Here is a 15,294-nt window from a genome sequence, read left to right as displayed (position 1 = left end):
AAAGAGCTTTTCTCCGCTGCTTCCGCCGGTTAAGTTAAGTCCATAAAATATGAATATTAATGAAAATACTGATTTAATAGGATTTGTCGTGTGGCTAATTTGTTCTTGCAATTTGGGAATATTTTTAAGTCTTCTTCGGAAAAAGTCTTGCTTGATCAGTGAGACTGGTTCTTTATCAAAAACTATAGATCCCAACTAATTCTCTAAATTTATATCATAAATATTTACAAATGCAGCATCAAGGTATCGTAACAAGTGTTGAACCAACCGTTTTACAGTTATTGATTCATTCTTGTTCAAAATATCTTGTTCCCACTTTGGAACATTATTACTCATTTTCTCTCCAAATTATTGTTTACATTTTGCCAAATCAGAGTTTGACACGATTTATTACATAATCCCCAGTTATCATTTAAAGACCTGTGGCAACGCTCTACATCTGACTAAAACCAACCTTAAGACTCTTTACAACAATAAGAGTGCGTTTAATAATATAATCTCTATCCATAAGCTTTGGTCATGACAAACAATTATCTACTTATTTGTTACACCTTTTTTGTCAATAAAACCATATCTTTCAGTACAACACCATTAGAAATAATTTGTTCCTTATATTCATCAAAAAAATCTTTTTTAATTCCAGAAAATCTAAATCCATTTTTTAAATAAAATAAGATATTCTGAACATCAGCATCGCCAGTACCCACTAAAATCGTATTATATCGATCTCTGGCCTGTTCAAATACATAAGCTATCATTTTTGATCCAATTCCTTGACCTTGGGCCTTGGCATCAACGGCAATATTTTTGAGTTCACCAACGTTACCATCACTTGTTGGAACAACTATCGCTACAGCAACAGCCGTATTACTCTGTTCAGCTAAAAACAAACAACCTTGATTGATATACTCACGAACTTTACTTTCATCCTCATCGCCGATTAAAAACAGCCTCATATATTGATCACGTTTATTTCCCGTGTATTTCGAATACTTAATCATACAACACCCCTCTTATTTTTGAAGGCAATCACCGATACTGAAGCAAGTATTAACAGTATCAAATTGAACGAAATTAATTTCACGTAAATATTGCTGCCCAGGCAAAGGCCCATGTAAATCAACGAAGAAATTGGTTCTAGAGTTTTAGAAACGGAACCAATAACCGTAAAAGTTGAAGTTAAACTTTCTCTTGGCAAATTAGTTTGCATATAAACAACTGTCGCTACATCAAGCCAAGATGCTAAGCCGCCAATACTAAAAATTAAAAAGAATTTCAATATGTTAGGTGATAAAAATAAACCAATTACCAATAAAGAGACAACACCAGGTATTGCAATAAGCTTGGTATTTAACTCCGATTTAGAAAAGATTTTTAAGAAAATCAAATTACTTACAAGCATTCCAATATCAAAACTAGAATTTAAGATGGAAAACCATTGTTTGTAGTTGGTTGGATTATTTTTTATAAGTATAGTTGGTAATGCATTTTCCATTAGTCCACCAATGCTGAGGTTTAAGATAACAAATGATGCTAAAATCATTTTTAGATCCTGACGTAAAAATATCTTAAAGATTTTATTCTTCGATTTAATAACTGTATTATTTTTTGAAATAATAACTTTTTTAACATACATTTTGTAAAAAAAGTAATTACAAAATCCAGAAACTAAAAATGTAAAGCTATCAATTAAGACTAATAGTCCATATGAGACAGATATTCCTAATAGAAAACCACAAAACAGCTTCCCAACAACCAGAAACAGAAAATCTGAAACATTAAAAATAGCTTCAGTTTTTTGAACTACTTCTTTTTTAAAAAAATTAGGCACTGCTGCTGTTCTACTCGGAATATAAAAAACCGAAAATGTGAAGTGAACCCTTAAACTTGGACAACTTTATTAAGCTGCTTTCTGGGCGGTAAGTTCCCGGTATTTTACCGAGGACTTACCGTCCAGTTTTGTTTTGATGCGACGGTGATTATAGAAATCTATCCATTCGGTCATAGCTTTGATAAGTGCTGCTTTGGTCTCAAACTGTTCATCCATAACTTCGACTTTCATGATGTGAAAGAACGATTCCATGGCGGCGTTGTCGAGACAAGTCGCTTTACGAGACATACTTTGAAATGCATGGTGGTCTTTAAGCACGTTTTGCCAGTGACGATGCTGGTATTGAAATCCTTGGTCAGTATGGACGGTGGTGCGATAATCTAACACCGGTATCTGATTTAAGGCTTCTTTCAAAGGCTTTACGGTGAATTCAACGGTGGGGTGATCACTAATATTGAAGGCTAAAACTTCGCCGTTAAAGAGATCTAAAATTGGTTCTAAATAGACCCGCTCGTCTTGACGATTGTTTCCGTATCGAAATTCACTAACATCGGCGACCAACTTCTGGTAAGGTCGATCTATTTTGAAGCGTCGTTTAAGCCGATTAGGCGCGATTATCCCAATGGTTCCTTTGTATGAATTATATTTTCGCTTCTGACGATTAAAAGCTCGACATAACCAGTCTTGCTCCCGCATGATACGTAAGACCCGCTTGTGATTGATTTTAAAGCCGTAATCATGTAAAACATCAGTTATTCGTCGGTAGCCATATTTACGGGTGTACTTCGGATCTTGTTGACGAATCTCGTCAATGGCTTGAATAATTTGTGAATCATCTAAATCGCGACCACGATGTTCCTTAGCGTAATAGTACGTACTACGAGGAATATGAACTGCTTTAAGAACTAGTTTGATGGAAACTTGAAACGCCTGCCCTAACTCGTCTACTAGTTCGATGAGTTCGTGTGTTTTGACTTCTTCCGTGCTAAGGCATCGAGTTTTTTTAAGAATTCATTTTCAATTTTTAACATTTGATTCTCTTGTTTCAACTGTTTCAACTCTGCGGCTGGGGTCGGTGTTGTCGTGGTTTGGGGCTTGTCCTGGTTATGTTTAGCCATGTGCTTAGGATTCCCTCGTTTTCGCTCAAGTCCCACAATTCCAGATTCCTTGAATCGTCTTTCCCATTGCCAAATCGTACTTGGCGATGATAGGTCAAAGTGTAATGCTGTCACTGGAAGCGAAGCTTGATGTTGTTTCTTCCAGTTTAATACATCGACTTTAAACTGACTAGAATATTCTTGAGACATTGACCGATTTTTCAGACCTTCAATGCCTCGCCGCTCAAACCGGTGAACCCAATCTAGAACGATTGAATGCGTGCTGACGCCATACGCTCTGGCTAAAGATGTTGAACCTTTACCAGATAAATATTCAGTAACAACCTTTATACGAAAATCTAAATTAAATTTAGTCATAGTAAAACCCCTAAGATTGGATTTAGTGTCCAACCTTAGGGGTTCACTTTATTTATAGGATTTCGTTGCATATGGTTTTAACTCAATGCTTCTAATTTTGTGGGAGCCTATTCCCACTCAATTGTCGAAGGCGGCTTACTCGTGACATCATACAGGATGCGGTTCACGTGCTGCACTTCATTAACAATGCGCACGGAGATCTCCTGTAAAATGTCCCACGGAATGTGAGCAAAGTCGGCCGTCATCCCATCAATGGACGTCACGGCCCGAATCCCTACGGCATAATCGTAGGTCCGGCCATCACCCATGACCCCAACGGATTTAATGTTAGGGAGCACGGTGAAGTACTGCCAAATGTCGCGGTCTAAGCCCGCTTTTTTGATTTCTTCCCGTAAGATTAAATCACTGTCCCGGACGATTTGGAGTTTTTCGGGGGTGATTTCACCTAAGACCCGAATCCCTAAACCGGGACCAGGGAACGGTTGACGCCAAACCAGGTCGCTAGGCATCCCCAGCTTTTCACCTAATTCACGCGCTTCATCTTTGAACAGGGAACGTAGTGGTTCAATCAACTCAAAGTGCATGTCTTCGGGCAGTCCCCCCACGTTATGGTGAGATTTAATGGTTTGCGCCGTATCGGTCCCACTTTCGATGACGTCGGTGTAGAGCGTCCCTTGGGCCAAGAAGTCGATACCGTCCAGCTTTTGGGCTTCGTCGTTAAAGACTTGAATGAACTCGTTACCGATGATCTTCCGTTTCTTTTCGGGTTCCGTCACCCCGGCCAACTTCTTCAAGAAGCGGTCTTGCGCGTCAACCTTGACGATGTTTAACCCAAACTTACCTTCCAGGCTATCCATGACTTGCTTAGCTTCGCCCTTGCGTAACAGGCCGTGATCCACGAAGATACTGGTCAATTGATTGCCGATAGCCTTGTGTAACAAGACCCCGACCACGGAGGAATCGACCCCACCGGAAAGGCCCAGTAAGACCTTCTTGTCGCCAACCGTGCGCCGAATCTGGTCAATTTGTAAGTCGATGAAATCATCCATCGACCAGTTGGCCTTGGCGCCACAGATGTCGAACGTAAAGTGCTTCAGAATCTGGTTCCCATATTCGGTATTGCGTACCTCAGTATGGAATTGAATCCCATAGAAGTTACGGTCCACGTCTTGAATAGCCGTAATCGGACAGTTCTCACTGGTTGCGACCACATCAAAGCTGTCCGGTTCCTTGGTCACCAAGTCCCCGTGACTCATCCAAACGGTCTGTGTCTCGGGTGTATCTTTGAATAACCGCGCATCGTCAGACGTGATTTGAATCTCTGCGCGACCATACTCCCGGTTAGCAGCCGCTTCGACCTTCCCACCTGGTAAGTAGTAAGCCATCAGCTGCATCCCGTAACAGATACCCAAGATTGGAATTCCGAGGTTAAAGATCTCTGGATCGACCTTTAAGGCATCCTGATCGTAGACACTGTTCGGTCCCCCAGAAAAGATAATTCCTTTCGGGCCCCAAGCCTTAATCTCAGCAGCACTCATCGTGTGCGCCTTGAGCTCGGAGTAAACGCCCAAGTCCCGGATTCGGCGGGTAATCAATTGATTATATTGACTCCCGAAGTCTAAGACGATGACTTTATCGAACTTAGACAGATCAACGTTTGCCAAGCCATTCACCCTTTCTTTCTGTCTGCTAAAAAAACACTGTCCTTATCATACCGGCTTTTGAAACGAGGGTCAACATAATTCAGTTATTCACGCAACCGGTAACGTAAGTGGTAATAGGGTTGCCGGTCTAAGAGCCGGCGCTGGGTCCCCACGAAGCCAAACTGGGCGGCCATCTGAGCCAAGCGACTTCCCGGCCGGACGTCTAGTCCCACCACCGGTTGACCACTAGCCGTGGCGCGCGCCAAAACATCGCCCATCAACCATTCGTCAAACCACCGCTGCAGATACGTTTTGCGAGCGTAACGCGGGTTCACGGTCAGCAGGTCCAAGTACCATTCATCGGCTAGTGCGCGGGGCGTTATGACCGGCACTTGTGGCGGGCTCACCTGCAAGCGTTCAAACAGCGCCGTCCACTGGTTATCCAGCTGCACCTCCACGGATGCGGGGTAGCCAAAGGCCGCCCCCACGGCGACTCCTTGATTCTCGTAGACTCGCGCGTGCGGGTAGCCGTAGCGAAACTTAGGCTGATGATAACCGACGAATAACAGCTGCGAGAGTTGTTCCTTGGTGACCCGACGCAATTGCCGTAATTGCCGCCGTTCCAACTCATGTAAAACCAGGATTGACACCGTGTCGGCGTCAACCACCGTTGCATCACGTAGCATATGACTCCCCCCTCATTGCCCTTTTAAGTGTCTTTCCCCAGAGACGCTGGGCCCGCTAATACTTACGTAACAATAAGCGGTCGACCCGATGATGAAAGGTCTTATGAATGATCATGTCCGCCCGATTCCGAGTAGGCAAAATGTACTCCTCAAGGTTCTTCAAATCAATGTCGTGCCAAACCTGCCGCCCCTTAGCCATTGCCCGGTCATGGTCGCCGATAGCATACGGGTAATAGTAATTGACCGGGTCCTGAAAGGCCGTTTCCAATAGCAATTCGAACCGTTCTAGAAACCAGCTCTCAATCAGCGTTGGGTCGGCATCCACGTAAATCGAAAAGTCCGTAAAATCGCTGACGTAAATCTGTTCATTAGTTGGCAATTGTAAGGTATTGATGCCCTCCACGATTAGGATATCCGGGTGCACGATGTAGTCAAACTGGTCGGGCACGATGTCGTAAACCTTATGCGAATAAACTGGCGCTTTAATGAGTGGTTCACCACCCTTGACCGCATTTAAAAACCGAATCAACGCCGACATGTCGTAACTTTCCGGAAAACCCTTGCGCGCCATCAGGTTACGTTGTTTGAGTTCTTGGTTACTATAAAGAAAACCGTCGGTCGTAATCAATTGGATGCGTTGGTTGGGAAGGTAGTGGTTCAGCAGGACTTCCAGCAACCGGGCGGCGGTACTCTTACCGACCGCTACACTGCCGGCGATACCGATGATAAAGGGTACCCGGCGCGGCTTTTGGTGTAAAAACGACGCCTTGTCGCGCTGAAGAAGTTGGTAGTGCTTGACCTGTAGCCGCAACAGATGAATCAAAGGAATGTAGATATCCTGCACATCTTGAAGGGATATCCGGTCGTTGAACGCCTTAATTTGCCGCAGACTTTCCTGGGTCAGCGGTAACGTGGCGGCGTTAGCGAATGCCTTCCATTGGTCACGGGTAAACGCATTGTAATTGATGGGATCGCTCATGAAGACACCTCGAAAAAATTAGTTTCAGATTTTATCCTCCCATTATAACGCATTGTGTCGCGAAAAAAGAGCGCAGATTCTTGGATACGCCATGAAACAGTCAAGCTACACGAAACCGTTACCAAGACTTAAACAAAAAGATGCTAGTATCCCGTAAACTTCCAGTATAATAAAAGATGATTCACTCAGTAATCGGAAAGGAAGCGGCACCATGGCGAACCGGCCCCGCAAGCAATTCTTTATTTTGGTTGGTCTCATTATTTTAGTCTTTTTAGGGGGGACCGGCATCTGGTTTTGGATCCACCCCGCGACTCACTCAGTGACCCGTCAAACGGCCGTACGGACCTGGCACGGGATTGCTCATGACGCCCATGTCAGTGCTCAGCAACGCCATAGCACCAAAACGCAGTTCGACCGCGAAACAACCAGTCAAACGGCGCCCAAGCTCGCCACTAAAGTCACCCAGCAACTAAAAGCCAAACATTTCGTAGGGACTGCATTGGTGGTCAAAAATAACCGCGTGGTCTACCAACGCGCGTTCGGTTGGGCCAACCGGGAACAACATCGCAAGAACACGACCACGACCCCCTACCTCATCAACTCCACGCAAAAGGCTTTGACTGGCCAACTCATCATGCGTGCTGTCCAGGACGATCAACTGAGTCTTAATGACCATCTCAGTCAATACTACCCTAAAATCAAGCATAGCCGGACGATCACCATTCGGCAGATGCTCAACATGACTGCTGGCATCTACGGTACCGTGCCCCAAAGTCGCTACCTTAGCGAACGAGCCGTCTATCATCAGGCCGCCACCCACGCCAAGATTGACACCACCAAGATTGGTCAATTCGATTACCAGCCCATCGACTACACGCTATTGGCAGGCATTTTACATCAAGTCACCCACCAATCCTACTATCAACGGTTCTACCAACAAATCGTGACCCCGTTGAATCTGAACCACACAAAATTTGCGGAAGTCTTCCGTCACTCACGGACCATGACCGTTAGTTACACTGGCAGTCGTCCGGGACTTTACCAAACGCCCCACATTCCCGCCGCAGCCCCATTGGCCACGCGGGTCGGGACTGGGAACGTCATGATGAGCGCCGGCGACCTGTTTCGCGCCGAACGAGCCGTCATCCAGGGGAAGCTCCTACTAAACTCAAGTGGGGCCCAAACACTCCATCAGGCTAAATCGACCACGGCACACTACACCGGTGGACTCTATCACCTGGGCCAAAGTGGTTACTATGGTCACGGTCTCCGGGACAACTACGAAGCGACCTTCGTGTTGAGTCGCAACGGCAAGACCGGCGTCGTCTTCTTATCCAATAGTTTCACCAAGGCGACCATGTGGCCGACCTGGTCCACCGAAAAGACCGCTATCAGTCTTTTCAAGCAGGTCGACCAAGCCCAACACCTTAATTAACCAAAAACGGCCGTGTCCTTGATCAAGGACACGGCCGTTTCAATTCACACTGATTTAATCCACGGGAACCGCGGGCACGACGGTAAATTCATCCGCCGGCACGTCATCGAGTAACGGTGATAAGGTCCCCGCGGCGACTAAGCTCAAGCGGTGCATTGCTCGGGAGCAAATCGTGTAGAGCAACTGGCGTTCATCATCGTCTTGGTAGCGACTAGCAGACGCTTCCCAGACGATGACGGCATCGAATTCCAACCCCTTGGACAGAAATGACGGTACCACGATAACGCCGGGCGCCAGCCGTTGGTTTTCGGACTGAATCAGCGTCGCCTTGACGCCGACCGCCCGTAATCGTGTCGTCAAATCTTGACAATCTGCCAGGTCCTTTCCAATGATGGCAGTGGTCTCATGGTCCGCATCGTTACGGGCCAATTCAGCTTTGACTCGCGCAATCGCCGCGGTTTCATCACTCGCCACGGTCACCGTCGGCAATTCGCCTTCGCGGGCAAAGGACGTCACGGCTTCCCCATTCTTCAAGATATGCTTGGTGAAGTCCGTGACCTGTTGTGTCGAACGGTACGAACGGGTCAGTTGGACCACCCGCGTTTTATCCGGATCGAACATGGTACTGAGTTCGTGCAACAAGGTGTGACTGTTTTCCTTAGTAAAGATGGCTTGGTTCAAGTCTCCAAGCATGGTAAAGCGGGCTCGCGGGAAGGTCGACTTCAGAAAGGCTAGCTGAAAGGCGTTGTAGTCCTGCACCTCATCCAAGAAGACGTAGCGCATGTCCCGGTCGCCGGACTTACCCGCCATTTTATCGTACAGGTACAAATATGGTGTGGTATCCAACAGTTGCATCTGATGATCGCGCAACGCAGCTACGGTCGCATCCACGCCGGCTTGCCACTCGGCAGTCGTCAAGTGGTACTGGGCCAGGTCGATTCGTTCCGGCATCTGCCGTAACATATGGACATACTGATTATTGATGGTCAAGAACCGGGCCCGGACAATCGCCTTACGGACGGGTTCCAGAGAAGTCATGACGACTCGCCGTGCTAAGAACTGGTATTCCTTATCGGCCGACTCGAATTCCCGCGGGTGATCACCGTATAACGAATCTAACTGTTCCTTACTTAGGTCCTGGATGGTATCTTCGACCCACTTACTCTTCATTTCACTGGAGATTCGCCGGTTAAGGATGCGGACCAAGGCTTCCTTAGTGGCCTGGAGCCGGTTGCCTAGATGGTAGTTCCGGTTGAAGCTGTAGTAAATATCTTGGATTTTTTCTTTCGGAATAAAGACCTTCCCCTGAAAGACGATGTTGCGGAACAACATGTCGCGTTGTTCCAAGTGGTCCGCATAGCCCGTCACCGCGTTAAAGAACGCCAGGCTCCCCTTGAGAGCGTTTAGTCGTTTTTGGACCGGTGAATTAGTTTCCGCAAACCGTTGCGCCAAGGTTTCAATGTCAATCTTTGGCAACCGGCGACCAGCATATTGGTAATAAGTCATCTGAACCATGTTGTGTTCCCCGAGTTCTGGCAACACTTGGTCGATATAATCGTTAAAGAGTTGGTTGGGCGAGAACAGAATGACCTGGCCCGCGTTCAACTTGCCTCGGTACCGATACAACAAATATGCTACTCGTTGAAGAATCGCCGCCGTCTTCCCGGAACCCGCGGCCCCCTGGACGAACAGCAAGTCCGAATGGGTGTCCCGAATAATCTGGTTTTGTTCCTTTTGAATGGTCGTGACGATACTCTTCATGTGGGTATCGGAATGTTCACTCAACGCCGACAGTAACATCTGGTCGGTTACCGTTTGGTCAGTATCGTACAACGTCACGATTTGCCCGTCTTCGATTTGGAACTGCCGCTTGAGTTGCACGTCGACAGTCTGTTCCCCGTCTGGCGTCTGGTAGCTAACCGCACCGAGTTCCCCATCATAATAGATACTAGAAATGGGCGCCCGCCAATCGTAAATCAAGAAGTGGTCAGGGGTATCCGAGAAAGACCCTAACCCAATGTAGATGGTCTCAGGCTTAGACGTGGGCGTTTCTTGAAAATCGATTCGCGCAAAGTAAGCCCGCTTTTCGAGTCGTTTCAGGGTACTCAGTTCAGTAGTCGCGTGTTGCCAGCTATTCTGCCGTTCGGCTAACATCTGTTGCTGTTGTCGCACGGACAGGGCTGTTTCCATAATGCCTTCATAACTGTCCGTTTTAAGTCGCAGGTCGTTGACGAAATTCTTCCGAATCCCCGCTTCGTCACTTTCGGCCACGCCAATACGTTTCTTCGCTGCCGTTTGGGCCTGTTTAATCTTAGCAACGACCATATCCAAATGTTGTTGCTCTTGGGCTTTAATTGAGTCTGCCAATGCAATTCCTCCTTGCTAAGACTGGACATCCTAACCGTCAAATTTGTCATAATTCGCCTAACCATACTACACTTATTTCCCCGACAAATAAAGGATTCTGTCCGCAAGCGTCAACGATAAGGTTGACGCTGTTTTTTGCTATAATGGACCTAACTTTTGAGGGGTGGTAACTTATGGATCAAATCTCATTACTCATCATTTTAACGGCTGCGCTGATAACCCCGTTAATCATGGCTCGGTTACGGTTAAGCATCTTACCAACTGCCGTCGTGGAAATTTTAGTCGGTATCCTACTGGGACCCAGCTTGTTTAACGTGGTTCACAGTAGCAATGACACGTTGACCTTATTGTCCAACACTGGGGTCATCTTCTTGATGTTCCTGAGTGGGATGGAAATCGACTTCAGCCTCTTCAGTCGTCGCCGGGTCCCGGAGACCCCCCTGGCGGCCAAAGCGGCCCAACAAGCACCCAAGTATTCACCCGTTTTTCTAGCGGTCACTAGTTACGTCAGTGTCGTGGTCGTTTCCTTGGCTTTAGGCTGGATTTGCAAACTAACCGGGCTATTCAAGGATCCTTGGCTTGCGACCATCATCTTCATGACGATTTCTTTAGGGGTCGTGATTGCCACTTTAAAGGAAAAAGAGCTCCTGAGTAAGCCCTTTGGCCAAACAACGCTATTGATTGCCGCTTTAGGAGAAATCGTGCCCTTATTTGCGTTGACCATTTACGCCTCGATTTTTGGTAATAATAGTCGGTCTCTGTGGCTTCTTTTGCTGGTCTTCTTAGCGGCCGGCGTTTTATTCATACGTTTCAAACCCTTCTTCAATTTTTTCGAACGTATCAACAAATCCACGACTCAACTGGATATTCGGTTGGCGTTCTTCCTAATTTTTAGCCTGGTGGTCATCGCTGACGCTGTGGGTGCCGAAAATATTCTGGGGGCCTTCGTCGCCGGAATCGTCATGAAGCTCTTACAACCCCATGAAGAAACTCGGGTCCGGCTCGATGGGATTGGCTACGGCTTCTTCATCCCTATCTTCTTCATGTTAAGTGGGGTCGACATCAACCTTCGGACCTTGCTATCCGATTCCGCCACACTTCTCCTCATTCCAGCGTTCTTTGTCGCTTACGTGCTTTCTAAAGTGGCCATTTACTGGATTTTACGGCTCCGGTTCCACCGGCGCAATGCCTTAGCGGGGGCCACGATTTCCGGGGCCACCGTCACCATGGTCTTGGCCGTGCTCCAAGTCGCAAAATCCATGAAAGTCGTGACGACTCAACAATCTGGCGCCTTCCTGTTAGCTGCAATTTTGACTTGTATCCTGGGGCCACTGGCTTTCAACGTCTTCTACAATCCCCAAGCCGAAAAGACCAAGAAAGCCAAGGTCCACTTCATTGGCGCCAACCTGTGGACGGTACCTGTCGCCCAACAATTAGCTAAGAACTGGTACGACATCACCATGTACACCGACAAAGCCGCCAACTACCGTACCTACAACTCCGAAATCAAAACTGAATTACTAGATAACCTCAACCCCGAAGACGTTACCGCTCAACAAGCCTTCGATGCGGATATCGTCGTCTTAGGCCACTTCAACGCGACTAAGAATTACGAACTGGCTAAGGCCGCCAAGACTTATGGGGTTAAGCGAGTCATTGCTCGCTTCGAGGACCGTAACGTTCTGGACGCCCGGGAAACCGAACTGACCCAGATGGGCATCGAAGTCTTCAACACACCAGCCGTGACCATCGCCATGCTGCGCAGCCTGATTGAAGCGCCAACGACCCTGGAACTGTTGACCTCGTCGGAAACCACCGTTTACGAAGTGACATTGCGCAACCGGCGTTACACCGAACAGGCCATTCGCCAAATGCCGTTCGTGGATCAAATCACCATCAGCCAAATTTTCCGCGACCGTCACTTCATCCGACCGACCGGCTCGACTACACTGAAACTCAACGACCGGCTGATTTTTACCAGTACCCCCGAAACGGCGCAACAAATCCGCCAGGAACTCGGGATTCTCAACTAAGTCTATGTTAGAATGGGACGTATTGCTTTGAGAGAAAGAGAGGTACGCGTACATGGCGACAGTTGAACTTTATTTGGTCCGTCACGGCCAAACCTATTTGAATAAATACCACCGTATTCAGGGGTGGTCCGATTCCCCCTTAACCGCGAAGGGAATTGCCGACGCTAAGAATGCTGGCGAGCGGTTAGCCAAGTTACCCCTAGCCGCTGCTTACGCCAGCGACACCAACCGGGCGCAGACCACGGCCCAACACATCTTGACGGCTAACCAGGCTTTGGCCGTCGGTGACTTACAAACGGAACCGGCCTTTCGCGAAGAGAACTTTGGCTACTTCGAAGGCCTCGATACTGGTTTCGTCTGGCATGCCATTGGCAGTCCTGTAGGTTTAGACTCCTTCAACGCGATGATTCGGCATTTGACCATCGAAAAGACCAAGGACATGTTCAAGGCCCAAGATCCTTACGGTGATGCCGAAGATAACGCCGAGTTCTGGGAGCGAGTCCAACCCGCCTTAGACCGTGTGGTCGCCCAAGCCAGCGACGGCGATAAAATCGTCATCGCCACTCACAGTACGACTATTCGCAGTATCGTGTCCAAGTTTGGTCCGGACATCGATATTTCGGTCCCGGTCGATAACGGCAGTATTACCAAACTGACCGTTAAAAACGGCCACTACCGCGTCGACGATTACAATAATACGACCGGTAAAATCAACTAACGCTGTAATCAAAATGGGTTCTGAAGACCACTAACGTGGTCTTCAGAACCCATTTTATGGTTAGGTTTAATTCTCTTTATCGCATAACGCTTTAAAAGTCGCTTGATCCGCCGCATCAGCCCGGTAAAAGACTGGGGGCTGACCCAAGGGCGCTACGACCGAGACTGTTTGTCCCCCGGTCAGTTGCCGCCCGCTCCACAGGTGAACCCAGTCACCAGCAGGCAAGGTCACGGTCCGTTGGGTCGTGTGCGGATGCAAGATTGGGGCTACGAGCAAATCATTCCCCAACAGGAAACTACTGTGTTCATGCCACAAGGCTTGATTGGCCTCATCCGCTAGCATCAACGGTCGCATCACGGGTAACCCCGTCGCCGTATTTTCTGCCATCACCCGCCGGAAATACGGTAAGAGATGGCGGTGAATCGTGGTCAGGCGCGCCAATTGGCGTAAGGCGGCTTGATCTTGGTTCGGTTGGAAGTTTTCCGCTGGCCGGTTGCCTTCGTGGGTCCGCATTACTGGCGTGAACGCCGCCAGTTCCGCCCACCGAAGCCATAATTCCTTACTGCGTTTAACGCCGTACAGACTCGTGTACCCCCCAATGTCACTATGGGTGAGACCATTACCGGTGAGGCCCGTCGTTAGCATTCCCGTCACCGCGGAAGGAATCCCATCATCCGGGGTCCAATCGCTACTCTGATCACCAGCCCACAGAAGTGGTGCGTACTTTTGCGTGCCTACGCCGCCAGAACGAAAGAACGGAACCACGTCACCGGTCGTTCCCGTTGCGTCTAAGGCCGCGCGGTTCAATTTGGCCCACAGGACCGGCCACCGGTTATGTGCCGTTTCTGCATCCACGTTGCCGTAGAGTCGTGCATCGGTCGGTAAATACTCGCCGAAATCAGCCATCCAGCCACTCATGCCACCGCCGATCAATCGGGTCTCAATCAACGTCTGGAACCAGTGAAAAGCTGCCGGATTCAACAGATCGACCGTACCACACTCAAATTCACCAAAATCAATCAGGTACGGTTCCCCCGCCTGAGTCTGGACCAAATATTGGTTATCGGCAGCCGTCTTAAACAGTGGGCCATCCGTCACTAAATAAGGGTTGATGTACCCCAGGTAACGAATGCCTTGTTGCCGCCAACGCCGGACCTGTTGTGGCCACTGCGGATAGGTCTTTTCGTCTAAGTGCCAATCCCAGTGCAGACGTTTACCAAAACTGGTGGTCAGCGGGCCGACCCAGTCTTGTGTCCATACCCCAGCAATATTGACTCCTGCCTGTTGGGCCTGAGTCACCGCCGTTTTAACTGCAGTGGTGCCTCCCTGGAGCCCTAGCACGACACCGCTAAGTAACCAATCGGGTAGTGGTGGTTGGGTACCAAACCAATCCTTATTCAAGGCCACAGTAGCGGCTAAAGTTTCCGCGTGCCCCAAATAAAGTGCCGTAGGAATCTCCCAGGCTGAAAGCTCCGTGAAGCGTTGGTCTTGAAAGTCTAAGACGGCATAGGCGCTGGTCGCCAAGTGGACCAATTGGTGTCGACTGGTCAAATAAGTGGCCTGTGGATAATTAGTGGTGTAGTAATCACCACCGCCCCCGTTAGCTCGGTCAGCGGCCTGGGTCACTGCCGTTTGCTTATTCCGGCCGATTCCCGGTTCTGAAGTCCAAATGGGGAACCGTCGGCCAGACAATTCGAAGGCACTAAACTGCTCGCCAGCCCCGTAGAAACGGTCACTAGGTTGGGCCAAGAGCCGCAACCAAAAGCGATTCAACTGTCCCGCTAGCGGCCGAAAATCCAAGTGCCATCCAGCCGTCCGGTAATGGAGCGTCAGCTGTAAGTAGCTGGGACTCGTCGGGGTCGGTGCCAAATCAAATTGAACCGTGTTCCCCGCCTGCTCGAGGTTGCGGACCCAGGGCAACCCAATCTGCGAATGCCGTTGTTCCGTGATACGAAAGTTACCATTCGTCATTTTGAAGTCTCCGTGACCTTCCCCCACCAAAATGGCGGGTTGGGCCGCAGTACTGTGAAGAATCGTTTCGGCGGGTTGAGCCCACTGGAGCTGCCAGTCGTCCACGACCGTAGGATCCATAACACTCAATTTTCCTGCCGCCAGGACAATTTTCAT

At 48.5% G+C, this 15,294-nt stretch carries 12 protein-coding genes; 3 read left to right on the top strand and 9 right to left on the bottom strand.

Translation table 11 applies throughout. The annotated features are described in order from the left end of the window. Nucleotides 1–545: 545 nt before the first annotated feature. The 7 genes from DXH47_RS08805 to coaA all read right to left on the bottom strand — a co-directional run bounded on the left by DXH47_RS08805 (nt 546) and on the right by coaA (nt 6,614). Complete coding sequence (locus DXH47_RS08805; RefSeq protein ID WP_053266957.1) at nt 546–1,001, bottom strand: GNAT family N-acetyltransferase; 456 nt, start codon at nt 999–1,001, stop codon at nt 546–548. After that, on the bottom strand, nt 998–1,831 hold the full coding sequence (locus DXH47_RS08800; RefSeq protein WP_129032974.1) for an MFS transporter: 834 nt from the start codon (nt 1,829–1,831) through the stop codon (nt 998–1,000). Before DXH47_RS08800 ends, DXH47_RS08805 begins: the two co-directional genes overlap by 4 nt. A gap of 69 nt (nt 1,832–1,900) precedes the next feature. Beyond that, nucleotides 1,901–2,788, bottom strand: a complete 888-nt coding sequence (locus DXH47_RS08795; RefSeq protein ID WP_233449245.1) for an IS3 family transposase — start codon at nt 2,786–2,788, stop codon at nt 1,901–1,903. Beyond that, nucleotides 2,779–3,306 carry a helix-turn-helix domain-containing protein gene (locus DXH47_RS11905; RefSeq protein ID WP_225423548.1) on the bottom strand — a complete coding sequence of 176 codons (528 nt, stop codon included), beginning with the start codon at nt 3,304–3,306 and terminating at the stop codon, nt 2,779–2,781. The genes DXH47_RS08795 and DXH47_RS11905 overlap by 10 nt, the downstream gene beginning before the upstream one ends. A 107-nt stretch (nt 3,307–3,413) precedes the next feature. Continuing rightward, the gene (gene guaA, locus DXH47_RS08790; protein ID WP_129032973.1) at nt 3,414–4,970 is read right to left on the bottom strand and encodes a glutamine-hydrolyzing GMP synthase; all 1,557 of its coding nucleotides are present in this window, start codon (nt 4,968–4,970) and stop codon (nt 3,414–3,416) included. 83 nt (nt 4,971–5,053) lie between these two features. Continuing rightward, on the bottom strand, nt 5,054–5,635 hold the full coding sequence (locus DXH47_RS08785) for a hypothetical protein (protein ID WP_129032972.1): 582 nt from the start codon (nt 5,633–5,635) through the stop codon (nt 5,054–5,056). A 55-nt stretch (nt 5,636–5,690) separates the two neighbouring features. Beyond that, nucleotides 5,691–6,614 (bottom strand): type I pantothenate kinase, encoded by a 924-nt coding sequence (gene coaA, locus DXH47_RS08780; RefSeq protein ID WP_129032971.1) that lies wholly within the window; start codon nt 6,612–6,614, stop codon nt 5,691–5,693. A 211-nt stretch (nt 6,615–6,825) separates the two neighbouring features. Here coaA and DXH47_RS08775 point away from each other — a divergent pair, with 211 nt between their 5' ends. Beyond that, nucleotides 6,826–8,049 carry a serine hydrolase domain-containing protein gene (locus DXH47_RS08775; protein ID WP_129032970.1) on the top strand — a complete coding sequence of 408 codons (1,224 nt, stop codon included), beginning with the start codon at nt 6,826–6,828 and terminating at the stop codon, nt 8,047–8,049. Nucleotides 8,050–8,103: 54 nt separating this feature from the next. Here DXH47_RS08775 and helD read toward each other — a convergent pair whose 3' ends face one another. Then, nucleotides 8,104–10,416: an RNA polymerase recycling motor HelD gene (gene helD, locus DXH47_RS08770; RefSeq protein WP_129032969.1), complete on the bottom strand. Its 2,313-nt coding sequence runs from the start codon at nt 10,414–10,416 to the stop codon at nt 8,104–8,106. 173 nt (nt 10,417–10,589) lie between these two features. Here helD and DXH47_RS08765 point away from each other — a divergent pair, with 173 nt between their 5' ends. Continuing rightward, nucleotides 10,590–12,449, top strand: a complete 1,860-nt coding sequence (locus DXH47_RS08765) for a cation:proton antiporter domain-containing protein (protein WP_129032968.1) — start codon at nt 10,590–10,592, stop codon at nt 12,447–12,449. Between the two features lie 52 nt (nt 12,450–12,501). Further along, on the top strand, nt 12,502–13,167 hold the full coding sequence (locus DXH47_RS08760; protein ID WP_129032967.1) for a histidine phosphatase family protein: 666 nt from the start codon (nt 12,502–12,504) through the stop codon (nt 13,165–13,167). A 66-nt stretch (nt 13,168–13,233) separates the two neighbouring features. Here DXH47_RS08760 and DXH47_RS08755 read toward each other — a convergent pair whose 3' ends face one another. Beyond that, complete coding sequence (locus DXH47_RS08755) at nt 13,234–15,294, bottom strand: alpha-glucosidase (protein ID WP_129032966.1); 2,061 nt, start codon at nt 15,292–15,294, stop codon at nt 13,234–13,236.

The organism is Levilactobacillus suantsaii, assembly GCF_004115745.1.
In the GTDB taxonomy this organism is placed as follows: Bacteria; Bacillota; Bacilli; order Lactobacillales; family Lactobacillaceae; genus Levilactobacillus; species Levilactobacillus suantsaii.
The sequence above is the reverse complement of the archived record's forward strand: the minus strand, read 5'-3'. Positions and strand labels throughout refer to the sequence as shown.

What these genes read in the sequence shown, in the direction of transcription:
- DXH47_RS08805 (WP_053266957.1), bottom strand. Translation starts at nt 1,001, where the DNA reads ATGATTAAGTATTCGAAATACACGGGAAATAAACGTGATCAATATATG.
- DXH47_RS11905 (WP_225423548.1), bottom strand. Translation starts at nt 3,306, where the DNA reads ATGACTAAATTTAATTTAGATTTTCGTATAAAGGTTGTTACTGAATAT.
- DXH47_RS08785 (WP_129032972.1), bottom strand. Translation starts at nt 5,635, where the DNA reads ATGCTACGTGATGCAACGGTGGTTGACGCCGACACGGTGTCAATCCTG.
- coaA (WP_129032971.1), bottom strand. Translation starts at nt 6,614, where the DNA reads ATGAGCGATCCCATCAATTACAATGCGTTTACCCGTGACCAATGGAAG.
- DXH47_RS08775 (WP_129032970.1), top strand. Translation starts at nt 6,826, where the DNA reads ATGGCGAACCGGCCCCGCAAGCAATTCTTTATTTTGGTTGGTCTCATT.
- DXH47_RS08765 (WP_129032968.1), top strand. Translation starts at nt 10,590, where the DNA reads ATGGATCAAATCTCATTACTCATCATTTTAACGGCTGCGCTGATAACC.
- DXH47_RS08760 (WP_129032967.1), top strand. Translation starts at nt 12,502, where the DNA reads ATGGCGACAGTTGAACTTTATTTGGTCCGTCACGGCCAAACCTATTTG.
- DXH47_RS08755 (WP_129032966.1), bottom strand. Translation starts at nt 15,294, where the DNA reads ATGAAAATTGTCCTGGCGGCAGGAAAATTGAGTGTTATGGATCCTACG.